13 protein-coding genes are annotated in these 16283 nt (G+C 60.8%); 6 read left to right on the top strand and 7 right to left on the bottom strand.

The window, feature by feature from the left end; all coding sequences use genetic code 11:
* The first annotated feature begins 1 nt into the window (after position 1).
* Positions 2–1453, top strand: coding sequence for an aldehyde dehydrogenase (locus tag WDZ78_RS20095; RefSeq protein ID WP_020009814.1), 1452 nt, complete (start codon positions 2–4; stop codon positions 1451–1453).
* Between the two features lie 29 nt (positions 1454–1482).
* Here the strand turns inward: WDZ78_RS20095 and WDZ78_RS20090 are convergent, their stop codons facing one another.
* Positions 1483–2379: a choline sulfate utilization transcriptional regulator gene (locus tag WDZ78_RS20090; protein ID WP_026363530.1), complete on the bottom strand. Its 897-nt coding sequence runs from the start codon at positions 2377–2379 to the stop codon at positions 1483–1485.
* A gap of 94 nt (positions 2380–2473) precedes the next feature.
* On the opposite strand from WDZ78_RS20090, the gene WDZ78_RS20085 reads away from it, so the two are divergent.
* Both WDZ78_RS20085 and betC read left to right on the top strand, forming a co-directional pair.
* Positions 2474–3427, top strand: a complete 954-nt coding sequence (locus WDZ78_RS20085; protein WP_425674012.1) for a choline ABC transporter substrate-binding protein — start codon at positions 2474–2476, stop codon at positions 3425–3427.
* A 14-nt stretch (positions 3428–3441) separates the two neighbouring features.
* The gene (gene betC, locus WDZ78_RS20080) at positions 3442–4956 is read left to right on the top strand and encodes a choline-sulfatase (protein WP_425674011.1); all 1515 of its coding nucleotides are present in this window, start codon (positions 3442–3444) and stop codon (positions 4954–4956) included.
* A gap of 15 nt (positions 4957–4971) precedes the next feature.
* Here betC and WDZ78_RS20075 read toward each other — a convergent pair whose 3' ends face one another.
* The 6 genes from WDZ78_RS20075 to WDZ78_RS20050 are packed head-to-tail and all read right to left on the bottom strand — an operon-like array spanning position 4972 to position 11484.
* Positions 4972–5865 carry a carbohydrate kinase family protein gene (locus tag WDZ78_RS20075; RefSeq protein WP_425674010.1) on the bottom strand — a complete coding sequence of 298 codons (894 nt, stop codon included), beginning with the start codon at positions 5863–5865 and terminating at the stop codon, positions 4972–4974.
* Positions 5862–6902, bottom strand: coding sequence for an ABC transporter ATP-binding protein (locus tag WDZ78_RS20070; protein ID WP_425674009.1), 1041 nt, complete (start codon positions 6900–6902; stop codon positions 5862–5864). Before WDZ78_RS20070 ends, WDZ78_RS20075 begins: the two co-directional genes overlap by 4 nt.
* Positions 6902–8416 carry an argininosuccinate lyase gene (argH, locus tag WDZ78_RS20065; protein ID WP_425674008.1) on the bottom strand — a complete coding sequence of 505 codons (1515 nt, stop codon included), beginning with the start codon at positions 8414–8416 and terminating at the stop codon, positions 6902–6904. Before argH ends, WDZ78_RS20070 begins: the two co-directional genes overlap by 1 nt.
* Positions 8417–8420: 4 nt before the next feature.
* Positions 8421–9263, bottom strand: a complete 843-nt coding sequence (locus tag WDZ78_RS20060) for a carbohydrate ABC transporter permease (RefSeq protein WP_003505628.1) — start codon at positions 9261–9263, stop codon at positions 8421–8423.
* Complete coding sequence (locus WDZ78_RS20055) at positions 9260–10201, bottom strand: carbohydrate ABC transporter permease (protein WP_060725579.1); 942 nt, start codon at positions 10199–10201, stop codon at positions 9260–9262. Before WDZ78_RS20055 ends, WDZ78_RS20060 begins: the two co-directional genes overlap by 4 nt.
* A 17-nt stretch (positions 10202–10218) precedes the next feature.
* Entirely contained in the window at positions 10219–11484 is a 1266-nt protein-coding gene (locus WDZ78_RS20050) for an extracellular solute-binding protein (RefSeq protein WP_425674007.1), read from the bottom strand.
* A gap of 242 nt (positions 11485–11726) precedes the next feature.
* Between WDZ78_RS20050 and WDZ78_RS20045 the strand changes: the two genes are divergently transcribed.
* Genes WDZ78_RS20045 through WDZ78_RS20035 form a run of 3 tightly spaced genes read left to right on the top strand, consistent with a single transcriptional unit; the run spans position 11727 to position 16283 of the window.
* Positions 11727–12953: an ROK family transcriptional regulator gene (locus WDZ78_RS20045; protein ID WP_020009823.1), complete on the top strand. Its 1227-nt coding sequence runs from the start codon at positions 11727–11729 to the stop codon at positions 12951–12953.
* 19 nt (positions 12954–12972) lie between these two features.
* Positions 12973–15375, top strand: coding sequence for a PIG-L family deacetylase (locus WDZ78_RS20040; protein WP_425674006.1), 2403 nt, complete (start codon positions 12973–12975; stop codon positions 15373–15375).
* Positions 15372–16283, top strand: coding sequence for a DMT family transporter (locus tag WDZ78_RS20035; protein WP_425674005.1), 912 nt, complete (start codon positions 15372–15374; stop codon positions 16281–16283). Before WDZ78_RS20040 ends, WDZ78_RS20035 begins: the two co-directional genes overlap by 4 nt.

Genomic DNA, 16283 nt, shown 5'->3' with positions numbered 1-16283 from the left:
CATGCAGACAGTCAATCTTTTCATCGGCGGCGACCATTGCCCGGCCACAAGCGGCAAGCGTTTCGAACGCAGCAACCCCATCACCGGCGACGTGGCGACGAGTGCTGCGGCGGCAACGGTGGAGGACGCCACCCGGGCAGCCGATGCCGCGGCGGCCGCTTTCCCGGTCTGGTCGGCAACGTCTCCCGGTGAACGCCGCCGCCTGCTTCTGGCTGCCGCACAGGCGCTTCTCGCCGCCGGGCCTGACATTACCCAGGCGATGAAGGAAGAAATCGGCGCAACCGATGCCTGGGCCGGGTTCAACGTCAAACTGGCAAGCGATATGCTGGTGGAGGCGGCAAGCCTGACGACCCAGATCAAGGGCGAGGTCATTCCTTCCAACCGTCCCGGAACCATGGCGATGGCACTGCGCCAGCCCGCCGGTGTCGTGCTGTCCATCGCGCCGTGGAATGCGCCGGTCATTCTCGGCGTGCGCTCCATCGCCACGCCGCTCGCCTGCGGCAATACGGTTGTCATGAAGACCTCGGAACTGTGCCCGCGCACCCATGCGCTGATCATTGAAGCCGTCGCTTCGGCGGGTCTGCCGAAGGGCGTGCTCAACGCCGTCTCCAATGCACCGGAAGATGCGGCAAAGATCGTCGATACGCTGATCGCACACCCCGCCGTCAGACGCGTGAATTTCACCGGCTCGACCCGCGTTGGCCGGGTGATTGCCGAAACCGCCGGCCGTTATCTGAAACCCGCTTTGCTGGAGCTTGGCGGCAAGGCGCCGTTCATCGTGCTTGATGACGCCGATATCGATGCGGCTGTCGCGGCTGCCGCTTTTGGCGCTTATATGAACCAGGGCCAGATCTGCATGTCGACGGAGCGCATCATCGTACTCGACAGCGTTGCCGATGCATTTGTGGAGGCCTTCGCCAAAAAAGCGTCGAGCCTCACGGCCGGCGATCCGCGTGAGGGCAAAACACCGCTCGGCTCGCTGGTCAGCGCCGAAGCGACATCGCGCATTCGGGCGCTGGTGGATGATGCCGTCTCCAAGGGCGCGCGGCTGGCCGCGGGCGGCGGCGGTAATGGCACGATGGTGGATGCGATCGCCGTCGATGGCGTCACGCCCGCCATGCGACTTTATGCGGAGGAAAGCTTCGGTCCCGTCGTCTCCATCATCCGCGCCGGCAGCATCGATGAGGCGGTGAGCATCGCCAACGAAACCGAGTTCGGTCTTTCCGCCGCAATTTTCGGCAGGGATCAGGCACGGGCGCTTGCCATTGCCGCCCGCATTGAAAGCGGCATCTGCCACATCAACGGCCCGACCGTTCACGATGAAGCGCAGATGCCCTTCGGCGGGGTCAAGGCTTCCGGTTACGGCCGCTTCGGCGGTACGGCGGGCATTGCGGAATTCACTGAGCTACGCTGGGTCACGCTGCAGGACGGGCCGCTGCATTATCCGATCTGAACAGGAAACGTACAGGGTGGCGGGCGGCGTCACCGCCGCTCGTCAATCAGCCAGCCGGTGAGTTTTCTCACCGCGCTATCGCTGTTTTTCGGCCGCATCAGCCAGTATCCGCGGCCCGGTGCGTCGAGGCTTGGGCCTGCGGTCACCAGCACGCCCGCCTCGAGCAGCGGATCGATGAGCCCGGCCCAGCCGAGCGCGAAACCCTGTTCGCCGATGGTTGCCTGCACCACCATGGTGTAATTGTTGAAGCTGATATCGCCGCCATCATGCTCGGCACCGCGATGCACGCCGAAATGCTTGAAGTAGGCAGCCCAGTCGAACCAGTGCGCCTGTGAGGTGTTTTCGAGGTGGATGAGCTTTCGCCGTGAAAAATCCGCGACGGTCGCGGGTGCCGGTGTTTCGGTCAGCAGGGCAGGTGAGCAGACCGGCGTGACCTTCTCCGAGAGCAGCAATACCGCCCCCTCGCCGGCTTCCTGCCGCGTGCCGAAAATGATCATCACGTCGCTATCATGTTTGCCCTGACCAAGAGGGTCCTGCGTTGCCACGATCTGGATGTTTATGTCGGGGTTGAGCGCTCGAAAGCCATGCATGCGCGGGATGAGCCACAGGGACGAAAAGGCATAGTCCGTGTGCAGGCGGATAGTCTGCCGGTCCTCCGTCCGGCGAAGCTGCTGCGCGACAAGATCGATGGCGTCGACATTACGCGAGACGATGTCGAACAGCTTTTGTCCTTCGGCGGTGAGTTCGATGCCGCGATGCTTGCGCCGGATAAGAACCACGCCCAGCTCATCCTCCAGTTTGCGCATCTGATAGCTGACGGCCGGCTGGGTCAGTCGCAGCGATGCCGCCGCAGCCGTGAGGCTGCCGCGGCGCGCGACATCGGTGAAAATGCGCATCCATCCGAGGTCAAGCGGCCGGTCAGACATTAAATTTCCTTATATCAGTCATCGAAAAATACCCGCTTCACAGGCAAAAACAATGTGGTGTTCAATAAACTGGACTAATAAAAGGGGAGCCGCAATGAAAACCGTTTCTCATCTGCACCGCATCGCCGCCGGTCTCATTCTGTCCGTGGCGGCATTCTCCACCCCGCTGCAGGCGGCCGATGACGCCGCCTGCAAGACCATTCGCCTCAGCGATCCCGGCTGGACCGACATTACTGCTACTAACGGTGTCGCTTCCGTCGTGCTCGATGCGCTGGGTTATGAAGCCGACGTCAAGACGCTGTCGGTGCCGATCGGCTATCAGGCCATGAAAAATGGCGAAATCGATGTCTTTCTCGGCAACTGGATGCCGGCCCAGAAATCCTTCGTCGACGATCTGAATGCGGCGAAAGCGGCCGAGGTGATGACGAAGAACCTGGAGGGCGCCAAGTTCACGCTGGCGGTGCCTTCCTATATGGCGGAAAAGGGCGTGAAGGATTTTGCCGATCTCGCCAAACATGCCGATGAGTTCGAAAGCAAGATTTACGGCATCGAGCCGGGCGCGCCGGCCAACCAGAATATCCAGAAGATCATCGACGCTAATGATTTCGGCCTGAAAGGCTGGCAGCTCGTTGAATCCGGCGAACAGGCCATGCTGGCGCAGGTGGAACGGGCGGGCAGGGACAAGAAGGCCGTGGTGTTCCTCGCCTGGGCGCCGCATCCGATGAATGAGAAGATCGATATCGCCTATCTCTCCGGAGGTGACGCCTATTTCGGCCCGAATTTCGGCGGCGCGGAAGTCTATACGCTGGCCCGCACCGGCTGGCCGCAGCAATGCCCGAATGCGGCGACGCTGTTCAAGAACCTGAAGTTTGATATCGGCATGGAAAACAGCCTGATGGGCTCCATTCTCGGCGGTGAGGATTCCAAAGCGGCGGCGACGGCCTGGCTGAAGGCCAATCCGAAGGTGCTGGATGGCTGGCTGCAAGGCGTCACCACGCTGGATGGCAAGCCGGGTGCGGACGCCGTCAAAGGCAAGCTTGGTCTCTAAGCCGGAAAGTCGAAATGCCGCGTCCCAATATCCTGATCCTGATGGCCGACCAGTTCAACGGGACGTTTTTTCCCGATGGTCCGGCTGATTTTATCCACGCACCACATCTGAAAGCACTGGCGGAGCGGTCTGTCCGCTTCGCCAACACTTACACGGCAAGCCCGCTCTGCGCGCCGGCCCGCGCTTCTTTCATGTCCGGGCAGTTGCCCAGCCGGACGCGGGTCTATGACAACGCTGCCGAATTCGCTTCCGACATTCCGACCTATGCGCACCATCTGCGGGCGGCGGGTTATTACACCGGCCTTTCAGGCAAGATGCATTTCGTCGGACCGGACCAATTACATGGCTTCGAAGAGCGTCTGACGACGGATATCTATCCGGCGGATTTCGGTTGGACGCCTGATTATACCAAGCCCGGCGAACGGATCGACTGGTGGTATCACAATCTCGGCTCGGTCACCGGTGCGGGTGTCGCTGAAATCACCAATCAGATGGAATATGATGACGAGGTGGCCTATCACGCCACCCGCAAGCTGTACGATCTGTCGCGCCGGCTCGATGACCGCCCCTGGTGCCTGACCGTCAGCTTCACCCATCCGCACGACCCCTATGTGGCGCGGCGCAAATTCTGGGATCTCTACGAGGATTGCCCGGCGCTTGATCCGCAGACATCGGCGATTGCCTTCGAGGAGCAGGATCCGCATTCGAAACGGTTGCTGGAAGCCTGCGATCATGAGGCTTTCGATATTTCGCCAGAGCAGATACGCCGTGCACGGCGCGGTTATTTCGCCAATATCTCCTATATCGACGAGAAGGTCGGCGAGATTCTCGACGTCCTGAAGGCGACGCGGATGGAGGAGGACACGATCATTCTCTTCCTGTCCGACCATGGCGACATGCTGGGCGAGCGTGGACTGTGGTTCAAGATGTGTTTCTTTGAGGGTTCCGCCCGCGTGCCGCTGATGATCGCCGTACCCGGCTGGCAGCCGGCCCTGATCGACACGCCCGCCTCGACGCTTGATGTCACGCCGACGCTCTGCGGTCTGGCTGGCCTCGACATCACCTCGCTCAAACGCTGGACGGATGGCGAGGATCTGGCGGCACTGGCTCACGGCACCGGCGAGCGCGGCCCGGTGCCGATGGAATATGCCGCCGAAGGCTCGATCGCGCCGCTCGTCGCCATCCGTGAGGGTCGCTACAAGCTGTCGGTCTGCGAGGCTGATCCGCCGCTGCTTTACGATCTCGAAGCCGATCCGGAAGAGCGCACCAACCTTGCCGGCGATCCCGCTTTCAGTGCCGTGCTTTCATCGCTTGCCAGCGAAATCAACCGGCGCTGGCAATTGCCTGTTTTCGATGCTGCCGTGCGGGAAAGCCAGGCGCGGCGCTGGGTGGTCTACAAGGCGTTGCGCAACGGCGCTTATTACCCGTGGGATTACCAGCCGCTGCAAAAGGCCTCCGAACGCTACATGCGCAACCACATGGACCTTAACGTGCTGGAAGAGAACCAGCGTTTTCCGCGCGGGGAGTGATGTGGGCAGGGCGTCTCACGCGGCGGCGGTCACCTTCGGTGCACCGCCTGCCGCCTGCACGGCAAGACTGCCCGCTGCGATGCCGGCTTCGAGGCATTGCTGTTCGTTCTGACCCTGAAGCCATGTATCAAGAAAACCGGCATTAAAGGCGTCGCCTGCGCCGGTCGTATCGACCACCGGGACCTTTTGGGCGGCTTTACGCTGAATCCCGGCTGCAGATGATACCCATGCACCCTCCGCGCCGCCTTTGAGGGCGACCATCGGGAAAGCCTCCGCCAATCTCCGGATAGCCGTTTCCGGTTCCGAATGCCCGGTGATTGCTTCGGCCTCTTCAAGATTGGGCAAAAAAACGTCGACACCGGCACAGGCCCTGAGCAGACCCTTGTCGTAGATCAGCGAGGCGTCCCAGCTCGGGTCGAGCGAGACGGACAATCCGCTCGCCTTGGCGCGCGCGACGAGATCGGGGATTTCGTGCAAAGTAGCGAATTCGGCGATGTGCAGATGCCGTGCCTTGTCCCACGCAAGGGCGGCATCCAGTGTCGAAGGCCGGGCGGCGCCGGCGCGGCGCGTCAAAAATGCACGGTCGTGGCCAACCACCGTCGCCACCGTGACCTGCGGCCCCGCATCCGCCGAATGCTCCAGAAATTGCAGGTCGACACCGCTCTCCTGCATTTTCTCACCGATATCGCGCGAGAAGGTGTCGGTGCCGAGCCTTGCCAGCAGCGCAGCGGGGCGGCCGATATGGGCGAGATGCGCGGCGGCGATGAAAGCCCCACCGCCGGCGGCGATTTCCATGTCGCGTGCAAACAGTTCCCGGCCGAGCACCGGCAATTCGTCAAGCCCGGTGAAAATGAGGTCGCAATAGATGCGGCCAATGCTGATGACGGCTGATTTTTCTGTTGTCATCATGCGCGGCCCAGAAGCTTTTCCGTCTTCGCATCGAAAAGATAAAGCGCGCCTGTTTCCGCCCGGCATTGCAGCCGGCTGCCGACTGCCGGAATGGATTTGCCTCTAGAGGTTGCGATCACCGAGGTGGTGTCGGTGTCCAGATGAACCAGTGTTTCCGGGCCAAGAGGCTCAACCGCGGTTACCGTTCCTTCAAGCGTAAACGTTCCCTGTGTGGCGTCGGTTTCTCCAACCAGCAGATCATGCGGCCGCACACCGAGTAAAAGCTCGCCCGTGGCGGAGGGCGTAACGCTGTTGGTTGTTTTGGTCCCTCGCAGGAGATTCATCGAGGGGCTGCCGATGAAGCGGGCGGTAAACACATCGACGGGTGTTTCGTAGAGTTCAGTCGGCGTGCCAACCTGCAGGATATGGCCGTCCTTCATGACGACGATCCGGTCCGCCATGGTCATGGCTTCCACCTGATCGTGGGTAACATAGACGGTTGTCGTCTTAAGACGTTGGTGCAAGCGCTTGATTTCAATACGCATCTGCGATCTCAGCTGGGCGTCGAGATTGGAGAGCGGCTCGTCAAAAAGAAAGGCTGCGGGATCGCGCACCATGGCGCGGCCGATGGCGACGCGCTGCCGCTGGCCGCCAGACAAAGCCGCTGGCCGACGGTCGAGCAACGCCTCAAGCCCCAGCACCCGCCCGGCCTCTTCGATACGCCGGTTCTTTTCCGCCTTGTCGAGCTTTGCGGTATAAAGCCCGAAGCCAATATTCTGGCGAACCGTCATATGCGGGTAGATCGCATAGTTCTGGAAGACCATCGCGATGTTGCGCTGTTTCGGTTCTTTCTCGTTGACGACGTTCCCGCCGATCTTCAGCGTGCCGTCGGAGATTTCTTCGAGCCCTGCGATCATACGCAGCGTCGTCGATTTTCCGCAGCCGGAGGGGCCGACGAAAACGACGAATTCGCCATCTTCGATGGCAAGGTCGATGCCCTTGACCGCCTCCACCTTGCCGTAGCGCTTCACGAGTTGAGTGAGTTCGATTGTCGCCATTATCGCGCTCCCGTCAGGGCGGTGAATTTCTCTGCCAGTTCGGCGGCCTTTGCCGCCTCGTGATCGGCGGATCGTTTTGCTTCCGCCTCTGATGCAGCAAGCTTGCCGCGATAGGCGGCAATCGCCTCCCGCATCGGTTCGGGGGCAGGGCCGCCGAAGCGGCCGCGTACCGCGACAAAGTGCTCCGGCGAGACGATCTGCCTGAACTTTTCTTCGCTGATGCCGGGTTTGCGCCCCGCCAGTTCCTCGAACGCGTTGAGGAACGGCTGGTAGCCGTCATTCGGCAGATCGCCCTTCAGCGCCACAACGCTCTTGGCGACAGTCGCGGCGATCTCATGGGCCTGGCGGAATGACAGGTCCTCGATGCGGACGAGTGAATCCGCCAGTTCCGTGATGGTGATGCAGGAACGGCGAATATTCTGGTCAACCCTTTCAGGGTCGATGCTGATCTGGCCGACAAGGCTGGCGAGGAGATCGAGAACCCGGCCGGCCGAAGCGAAGGCCTCGTAACCCATGCCCTGCGTTTCACCTTCGCTGTCGTTCATATCGGTGAAGGGCGTGTTGTGCATCACGTCGAGCATGGTCCGCGCCCGCCCGAACGTCTGGCTGGCGAGGTGGCGCAGATGTTCGATCGGCACCGGGTTGCGTTTCTGCGGCATGATCGAGGAAATCTGCACCAGCGAATTCGGCACGTAGATCTGGCCGACTTCGAAGCTCGTCCAGAACTGGAAGTCCTGAATGAGCCTGCCGAGATGCAGGAACATCAACTCGATCGCGCCATAGGTCGCCGTCGTATAGTCGACGGCGGCGATGCAGGAATAGGAATTGCGCAGCGGCGCGGCAAAACCGAGAAGCTCGGCGACGCGGGCGCGATCAATGGGAAAGCCGGAGGTGGTGATGGCGGCGGCACCCATTGGTGAGAGATCGACGATTCGGCGAGCTTCCGCGAAGCGGTCGATATCCCGAATGAGGACTTCGATGGCGGCGGAGAGATAATGGCCGAAAGTGGTTGGTTGGGCCGGCTGCCCATGCGTATAGGCCACAATCAGGGTGGATTGATTGCGCTCGGCGGCATCGATCAGCGCTTTCAGCAGAACACGCGCCTTGGCGGTGAGCGTGTCGATCTTTTCCTTGAGGCCGATCTTGAACAGGGTGTGATCGATATCGTTGCGCGAGCGGGCCGTGTGCAGGCGACCGGCGACATCGACGCCGATACGGGCCTTCAGTTCCTTTTCGATCAGGAAGAAGAAATCCTCGACCTCGCCGGTATAGACCAGCTCCGACGGCTCGATGGTCCTGTCGATGTCTTCGAGCGCGCCGGCGATTTTCGCCGCCGTTTCGGCATCCAGAATTCCGGTTTCGCGCAGCATGACGAGATGCGCGCGGTCGATGCGGCGGAAGCCGTCGACATGGTGGTTCTTGGCGCCATCGAAAAGCGGGCGCAGCACGGTTTCCTTGTAGACAGGGTCGGGAAACCTGCTGGTGTCGGACAGGCGCGGGTTGATATCGGCCATGATGTTATCCTTTCAGGCCCGCCAGCATCACACCGCGAACGATGTAGCGTTGCAGGACGATGAAGACGATGAGGGTGGGGATGGTCGCAATTGCTGCGCCCGTCATGATCATTTCCCACTGGATCTGCTGTTCCACGGCAAAGCTCGAAAGACCGACTGGCAGGGTGTAAAGCTCCTTGCTTGTCGTGACGATCAGCGGCCAGAAGAAGGCGGTCCAGTTGCCGAGGAAGGTGAAGATCGCCAGCGCCGAAAGAGCAGGCGTTACCAGCGGCAGGGCCACTTTCCACCAGATCTGGAATTCGTTCAGACCATCGACGCGTGCGGCCTCGATGAAGTCGTTCGGAACCGTCTCGAAAAACTGCTTCATGAGGAAGGTGCCGAACGCCGTCATCATTCCCGGGAACATGATCCCCCAGTAGCTGTCGAGCCAGCCCAGCTGGCTGGACATCAGATACCAAGGAATAACAAGCATTTCGGTCGGTATCATCAGCGTCGACAGGATGGCGAGGAAGATGAAATAACGGCCGCGGAACTCGAATTTCGCCAGCGTGTAGCCGACCAGACTGTCAAAGAAGCAGTTGGAAACGGTGACGATGACCGCGACCAGCATCGAGTTGAAGAACCAGCGCAGGAAACGGCCGTCGGCCATGACCGTGATATAGTTCGCAAGCGTCGGCGCGGCCGGGATGAGTCTGAGATCATAGACCTGATCCGCCGTCTTGAACGAGGTCGAGAACATGAAGAGCAGCGGTGAGACCATGATCAGGCCGCCGATGAACAGCAGCGTCCAGGTGACGATGCGGCCGGGGCGGATGCGGGCGTGGGAGAGTGGCGGCGCTTCGCTCATTTCTTTTCCCTCAGGACCCAGAGCTGGACCAGCGATACGACAAGAAGAATGGTGAACAGGACGACCGTCTGTGCTGCGGCATAACCCATCGCATAGGAATTGAACGCGGTCTGGTAGATCATCAGCACCAGCGGCTTGGTTGAGCCGAGCGGTCCGCCCGGATCATTGGTGGTCATGTTGTAGACCTGGTCGAAGATGCGCAGGAAGCCGATGGAGGAAAAGACCACGAGGAAAACGGTGGTTGGTTTCAGGAGCGGCAGCGTGATCTTTCGAAGGATCGCCCATTCGCCGAGCCCGTCGATGCGGGCGGCTTCGTAGAATGTCGTCGGAATGGCGCGCAGGCCCGCCATGAAGATGATGATCTGGAAACCGAGCCCCGCCCAGATGGCTGTCACCATGACCGAATAAAGCGCCTGATCGGTGGAGCGGATGAAGGGCTGCTGCGGAATGCCGATCATGCCAAGCACATCGTTGATGATGCCGATCGGCGGCGGCTGGTAGAACCAGCGCCAGACCCAGGCCATGGCCGCTGCGGTCGTCAGATAGGGCAGGAAATAAAGCGCGCGGATGAAACCGTGCAGGATGCGGACCCGGTCGAGATAAAAGGCGATGACGAAAGCCAGCACCAGACTGATCGGCGTGCCGACGATGAGATAGGTGAAGGTATTCTTGAACACCTTCCAGAATTGCGGGTCCTTGAACAGCTTCACATAATTGGCGATGCCGATGAATTTCGCTGGCCGCAGAAGGTCCCAGTTGGTGAAGGACAGATAGAAGGCCTGTAGCGTCGGGTAAAAACGGATGACGCTGTAGAAGAGGATCGGGATAGCCAGAAAGCTCCAGATCCACAAAAGCCGTTTCGTGCGCATGGAAAGGCGATCCCCGAAGGAGCCGCCGGGGCGGCCGGATGCCGCCCCCTGTTGATCTATCGCTGTCATGGTTGGACCTGCGGTTTTCAGGGTTTCGCCGCGTCGATGATTTCCTGCTCGGCCTCGGCGGCCTGCTTGATGGAATCCTCGACCGACTGGCCCTCGAGCAGGACACGGTTGGTCATGTCGATGGCGTTCTGCCGCTGGGCCGCCTCATCCATGAACAGCGTCGTATGGGCATATTCCAGACCCTTCAGGAACGGCGCGTAGATCGGGTCCTTCAGGTTTTCTTCGGTCAGCGCCGCCGAGCGCCGTGCCGGCAACTCGCCCACCGTCTTCAGCCAGATCGCCATGGCTTCCGGGGAGGAGATATAGGCGAGGAACTTCTTTGAGGCCTCAAGCTCTTCACCCGTGGTCTTGGCGCTGATGCCATTGGCGAAGTAGCTGGCATAGTTGGAGCGGATATTCTTGTCATTGGTGGGAAGTTCGGTCACGCCCCACTCGAAATCCTTGATGGTGCGGAACGAGCCCAGCCGGAAGGTGCCGTCGATGGTCATGCCGGCCTTGCCGGCGCGGAAGGCCGCCTGGCCCTCATCCATGAAACCCACTTGGCCTATCTTCTTTTCAAGCTGCAGGCTGGTATAGAATTTCAGGGCCTGAACGCCCGGCTCGCTGTTATAGGTGACCTTCTGGTCATTATCGGTATAGGGCTCACCGCCATATTGGCGAATGAGGACTTCACGCCACCACTGGTGGTCCTGGCCGCCCATGTCGAGTGTGGACCCGGCAACGGTGAGGTTTCCGGCGGCGTCGTGCTTGGCGATCTTTTCCGCGGCTGCGACGAACTCATCGAGCGTCTTCGGCGGATTGGCTGGATCGAGGCCGGCCTCGGTGAAGAGCTTCTTGTTGTAGAACAGGGCGAGCGAACGAACCGCTGTCGGCAGGCCATAATAGTCGTCGCCGCGCTTCATGGCGCTGATGATGGGGAAGAATTCGCTTTCGATCTTGTCATGCGGGAAAGCGTCTGCCGGCAGCGGCTGCAAAATGCCGCCGGCTGCGAACTTGTCCAGCCAGCCATAAAACAGCTGCATCACGTCAGGCCCCTTGCCGGACATGTTGGCGGCAATCACGCGGGTCTGGTAGTCGGCGTAAGGAAAGGTCACCTGCTTGACGGTGATGTCAGGATTGGCCTTCTGAAACTCCGCGATCAGCTCGTCCATGGCTTTCACGCGTGTGTCGAAGACATATTGCCAATATTCGATTTCAACCGCCTGCGCGGCGTTGAATGCAAATGTGCTGAAACCGGCAACCAAGCCGGCGAACAGAGTTGCCCTGCGCATGTAAGCCTCCATTTCCTCCGTCCGGTCTTCCGGATGCGGAGCGATCGTTCCCTTTATCCGCGCTTTCGCGCGCGCTCATCGATTTGCCGGCTGCGGAGTTTCCTCTTCCGCCCCAAACAAGCCTGACCCCCGGTCGCCCTCTACGGTTCTCTGAAGGCGCGCGTTTGTCAATAAGATAATTTACTTGAATTATTATATTGCGCTTATCGTCAATTCGACGCTATGAATTTTATAAGAGACGGGAAGTTGAAGAGATGACGGTGCACACGGTGGACGCTTATCCCGTAGCAATCGGAAAAAATCCTGAGCGGAGCCGCGAACATAACAGGCGAGTCGTTTTAGACATCGTCCGGCGGCACGGATCGCTCGGCCGCGCCCAGATTGCCAAGATCACACATCTGACGCCGCAGGCGGTCGCCAATATCGTTGATGAACTGATGGGCGAGGAATTGCTGAAGGAACTCGGCCGTCGTCGCACGGGCAGGGGCCAGCCGCCGATCCAGTTCGCCGTCAATCCGGATGGCGGCGCGACGATCGGAGTGGAAATCGCCGCCGACCATATGGTCACCGTAGGCCTCGATCTTGCCGGCGTGTTGCGCACCCATCGTGTTACCCCTCTCAAGGACACGACACCGGATGCCATATTCAAGACCTTTGCCGCCGAGCATGCCGCTGTCGCGAAAAATCTGGGCTGCAGGCTGCTTGGCACCGGGGTTGTCATGCCCGGTCCCTTCGAGATTGATGGCATGACCTCCGTGGGGCCGACGACGCTTTCCGGCTGGGGAGGCATCGATGCCCGGCAGATGCTGGGTGAAGCCTGCGGTCAGCCGGTCGTGGTCGAAAACGATGCGACTGCGGCAGCGGTCGGGGAACGGCTGTTCGGTGCGGGGCTGGCCATCCCGAATTTCTGCATGATCTATTTCGGCGTCGGTATCGGCCTCGGCATCATTCAGGATGGCGCGCCTTATCGCGGTGCGTTCGGAAATGCCGGCGAAATCGGCCATGTGACCGTTTCACCGAAGGGAAGGCCTTGCCCCTCCTGCGGGCAAAGAGGGTGCCTGGAGGCCTATGCCTCAGTCTATGTGCTGAAGGAAAAGCTTGTCTGCGCCGGTGTCGCGGATACGGAACTTGATGATCTGGAAGCCCTTTTCAGGGCGGGCAATCCGGTGGTGATGGAATGGATAGAGGAGGCAGCCGTCCATCTCGCGCCCATGGTTGCGATGCTCGAGAATATTCTCGATCCCCAGACGGTCATTCTCGGCGGCGCGCTGCCTGAGATCATCATCAGCGAGATCATTGCGCGGATGGGGCCTTTGCCGACCTCGGTCGCGAGCCGGCGGCAACGGGAATTGCCACGGGTCATCCACGGCAAGTCCGGGCAATTGACTGCGGCGCTCGGTGCCGCCGCCTTGCCGCTGTTCGACATCGTCACACCAAAACTCGAGACATCCCCGGGAGCTGCAGCGCAGGCGCCCGGCTGAATATTGGAGGAGACCGCCCATGCTTAACCCTCGGGAGCGCATCGAACGGCAGATGGCCGATCCGTGGCTCATTCGCCTGCATCGCAAGCTGAGCGCGCTTAAATCCACCGTCACCGTCATGCATACCGGCGCGCATCCCGACGACGAGCAGAATGGACTTCTTGCCTATTTCCGCATGGAGCTGGGCATGCGGATCATCATCGCCTGCTCCACACGCGGCGAGGGCGGGCAGAATGCGCTGGGGCCGGAACGGCTGGGCGCGCTTGGCGTCATCCGGTCGCGGGAGCTGGAGGAGGCTGCCCGCGTCATCGATGCTGATATCAGCTGGCTCGGCCATGGTCCGGCGGACGTCATTCATGACTTCGGTTTTTCCAAGGATGGCGACCAGACCTTCGGCCGCTGGGGGCAGCAGCGCATTGTCGAGCGGCTGGTGCGCGCCTACCGCAAGGAGCGGCCGGATATCGTCATTCCGACATTTCTCGATGTGCCGGGACAACATGGGCACCACCGCGCCATGACGCGGGCGGCGAAAAGCGCGATCGCGCTGGCGCCGGATCCTGCGGCCTATCCCGAGCATTTCGCCGAGGGGCTGAAACCGTGGAAGGTGGCCAAATATTACCTCCCCGCATGGTCTGGCGGTGGCGACACCTATGATGACGAAGTGCCGCCGCCGGAGACCACGCTGATAGTCAATGCTCCGGGCAAGGAGGCGGCCACCGGTGCGCAATATGACCGCATCGGCGAATGGTCGCGTTATTATCATGCGTCGCAGGGAATGGGGCATTGGCCGAAGCGGGCGCAGGAGGTCTGGCCGCTGCATCTGGAACTCTCCAGTGAAGCGGCGGGTGAGGAGCACTCGATCTTCGACAGCCTGCCGTCTTGCCTGTCTGATCTTGCGGCCTTTGCGGGGCTGGATGCGGAATTGTCAAAGGCGCTGGTCAAGGCCGAGCGGGCAATAAGCGAAGCAATCTCGGCCTTTCCCGACAGGCGGCAGATCACGGCGTCGCTTCTTGCGGCGGCGGCGCTTTTGCAGACGGTTGACGAGGCCGCAGCTGCGGATTTCAAGGAGCTGCACGGCCATCGGATCGTGCGCAAGCGGGCGCAGGTCGACGCCGCTATCCTGACGGCGCTCGATGTTTTCGAACGGGCCTATGCCGAGCCGGCAGAGATCGTTCCGGGCGGAACGTCGGTTCTTTCGGTGGAGCTTTCAGACAGGGCGGCTGAACTTGATGTCGAGGTCACGCCGGTCCTGCCATCAGGTGTGTCGTCATCCGTTCAGTCGCGTGGTGAGACGCTGGTCTTTTCGCTTGTCGCCGATAAGGATGCTGCTGTTTCCGGGCTTTATCAGCCCGACTGGAAAGCCTCGGGCGGCAATGGCCATGCCTCTGTGCTGCTTTCCGCAACGGTTGAAGGCAGAAAGGTCTCGGCCGCCTTCGATCTGGAAGAACCGCTTTTCGTAACGCCCGCGCAGTCGCTGACGATCGCGCCGGATGCCCTTCTGGTTCCGCTTGGAAAGGGGCAGGACGTCCATGTCTTTCAGGCCCATGTAAAGGGCGCCGATGCGGCGCTGTCGTTCAGGAATACGGGCGGCTGGAACCTGCGCAGAAACGGCGGCGACTGGATTGCGGAACGTACCGGCGATGCGAAGGCAGGCCTTGCCCAGATCGAAGCGCTTGTCGGTTCGCAACCCGCTTTCCAGATCACGCCCATCGCCTATCCGCATATCGGCAGGGCAAGGTTTCTGGCGCCGTCCGTTTTGAAAATCCTGTCACTGGACCTCAAGCTGCCCGAGGGCGCACGCGTCGGTTATGTCGGTGGCGGTGCCGACAGGGTGGGTCTTTGGCTGTCGCGCATGGGCCTCGATGTCACCGAACTCGATGCCCAGGCGCTGGGCGGTGACCTTTCGTCCTTCACGACGATCGTTATCGGCATCTTTGCCTTCGGCATCCGCAAGGATCTGGCCGCCGCAACGGAAAGGCTTCACCGTTTCGTCGAGGATGGCGGTCATCTCGTCACGCTCTATCACCGGCCGACCGACGGATGGAACCCGGAGACGACGCCTGTGAGGCGGCTTGAGATCGGCAAACCTTCCTTGCGCTGGCGTGTAACCGACCCGCAGGCTGAGGTGACGGTGCTGGCGCCCGAACATCCGCTGCTTGCCGGCCCCAACAGGATCGATGCTGCCGACTGGGCGGGCTGGGACAAGGAACGCGGGCTCTATTTCGCCGCGCGCTGGGATGATGTCTACGAGCCCTTGCTCGCCATGCATGATGTCGATGAACAGCCGCTCAAGGGTGCGCTGGTTTCGGGTGTCATCGGCAAGGGCCGGCATACCCATACCAGCCTCGTGCTGCACCACCAGATGGACAAGCTTGTGCCCGGGGCCTTCCGCCTCATGGCCAATCTTGTGCAGCCGGCGTGAATGGCGACACCCAGAGCGAAGAACAGCAAAACCCGCGCGAGACGGATACGCGCGCGGGCATTGGCTGGTTGTTGCTGGACATGACCCTTGTTGCGGGCGGAATGACTGCGCTCGTCAAGGCGCAGGGCGTCACCTATCCCGCCTTCCAGCTGGTCTTTATCAGGGCGATGATCGGTTTGATGTTCATCCTGCCGCTCATCTGGCGGCACAGGGGAGAAATGCTGCGCGTCAAATATCCCTGGCGCAACATTTTCCGCATCTGCTGCAACGCCATCGCACTCACCAGCAATTTCATCGCCATCACCCTTTTGCCGCTTGCGACCGTCAATGCCGTCGGTTTCTCCCGGCCATTGGTGACGATGGCGATGGCCGTTGCCTTTCTTGGCGAAAGCGTGAGCCGTTTTCGCTGGACGGGTGCCTGTCTTGCATTTGTCGGCGTTCTGGTCGTCATCGGGCCGGGCGGTACGCAGTTTGGCGCGGGCGTGATTGTTGTTCTGGTGTCGGTGGTGTTCGGGGCGTTTGCGGTGATCCAGACCCGCGCGCTGCGGCAGGAGAACACCACGGTCATGATGGTGTTCTACACGGTGGGCCTTGCCGTCATTACCGCCGTTCCGGCGATCTGGACATGGAAACCGGTTGCGTCATTCGACTGGGTTCCGCTGCTCGGCATCGGATTGCTGGCGCAGATAGGGCAATATTGTTTCCTGCGGGCCTATCGTATCGCGGATGCCAGTGTGCTTGCGCCTGTCAGCTATCTGTCGATCCTGTTTGTGATTGCTGTCGGATATTTTCTGTTCGATGAAGTGCCTGAAACCCGCGTGGTGTTCGGCATCGTCATTATTCTCGTTTCGCTGCAATCGACTGCCCTTGCGGAATATCTGCTGATGAGGCTGCGCCGCAAAGGCTGA

It is taken from the genome of Agrobacterium sp. M50-1 (assembly GCF_049843495.1).
Lineage (GTDB): Bacteria > Pseudomonadota > Alphaproteobacteria > Rhizobiales > Rhizobiaceae > Agrobacterium > Agrobacterium radiobacter.
The sequence above is the reverse complement of the archived record's forward strand: the minus strand, read 5'-3'. Positions and strand labels throughout refer to the sequence as shown.

Coding starts and splice junctions, on each gene's coding strand:
- WDZ78_RS20095 (WP_020009814.1), top strand. CDS start 2: ATGCAGACAGTCAATCTTTTCATCGGCGGCGACCATTGCCCGGCCACA.
- WDZ78_RS20090 (WP_026363530.1), bottom strand. CDS start 2,379: ATGTCTGACCGGCCGCTTGACCTCGGATGGATGCGCATTTTCACCGAT.
- WDZ78_RS20085 (WP_425674012.1), top strand. CDS start 2,474: ATGAAAACCGTTTCTCATCTGCACCGCATCGCCGCCGGTCTCATTCTG.
- betC (WP_425674011.1), top strand. CDS start 3,442: ATGCCGCGTCCCAATATCCTGATCCTGATGGCCGACCAGTTCAACGGG.
- WDZ78_RS20075 (WP_425674010.1), bottom strand. CDS start 5,865: ATGATGACAACAGAAAAATCAGCCGTCATCAGCATTGGCCGCATCTAT.
- WDZ78_RS20070 (WP_425674009.1), bottom strand. CDS start 6,902: ATGGCGACAATCGAACTCACTCAACTCGTGAAGCGCTACGGCAAGGTG.
- argH (WP_425674008.1), bottom strand. CDS start 8,416: ATGGCCGATATCAACCCGCGCCTGTCCGACACCAGCAGGTTTCCCGAC.
- WDZ78_RS20060 (WP_003505628.1), bottom strand. CDS start 9,263: ATGAGCGAAGCGCCGCCACTCTCCCACGCCCGCATCCGCCCCGGCCGC.
- WDZ78_RS20055 (WP_060725579.1), bottom strand. CDS start 10,201: ATGACAGCGATAGATCAACAGGGGGCGGCATCCGGCCGCCCCGGCGGC.
- WDZ78_RS20050 (WP_425674007.1), bottom strand. CDS start 11,484: ATGGAGGCTTACATGCGCAGGGCAACTCTGTTCGCCGGCTTGGTTGCC.
- WDZ78_RS20045 (WP_020009823.1), top strand. CDS start 11,727: ATGACGGTGCACACGGTGGACGCTTATCCCGTAGCAATCGGAAAAAAT.
- WDZ78_RS20040 (WP_425674006.1), top strand. CDS start 12,973: ATGCTTAACCCTCGGGAGCGCATCGAACGGCAGATGGCCGATCCGTGG.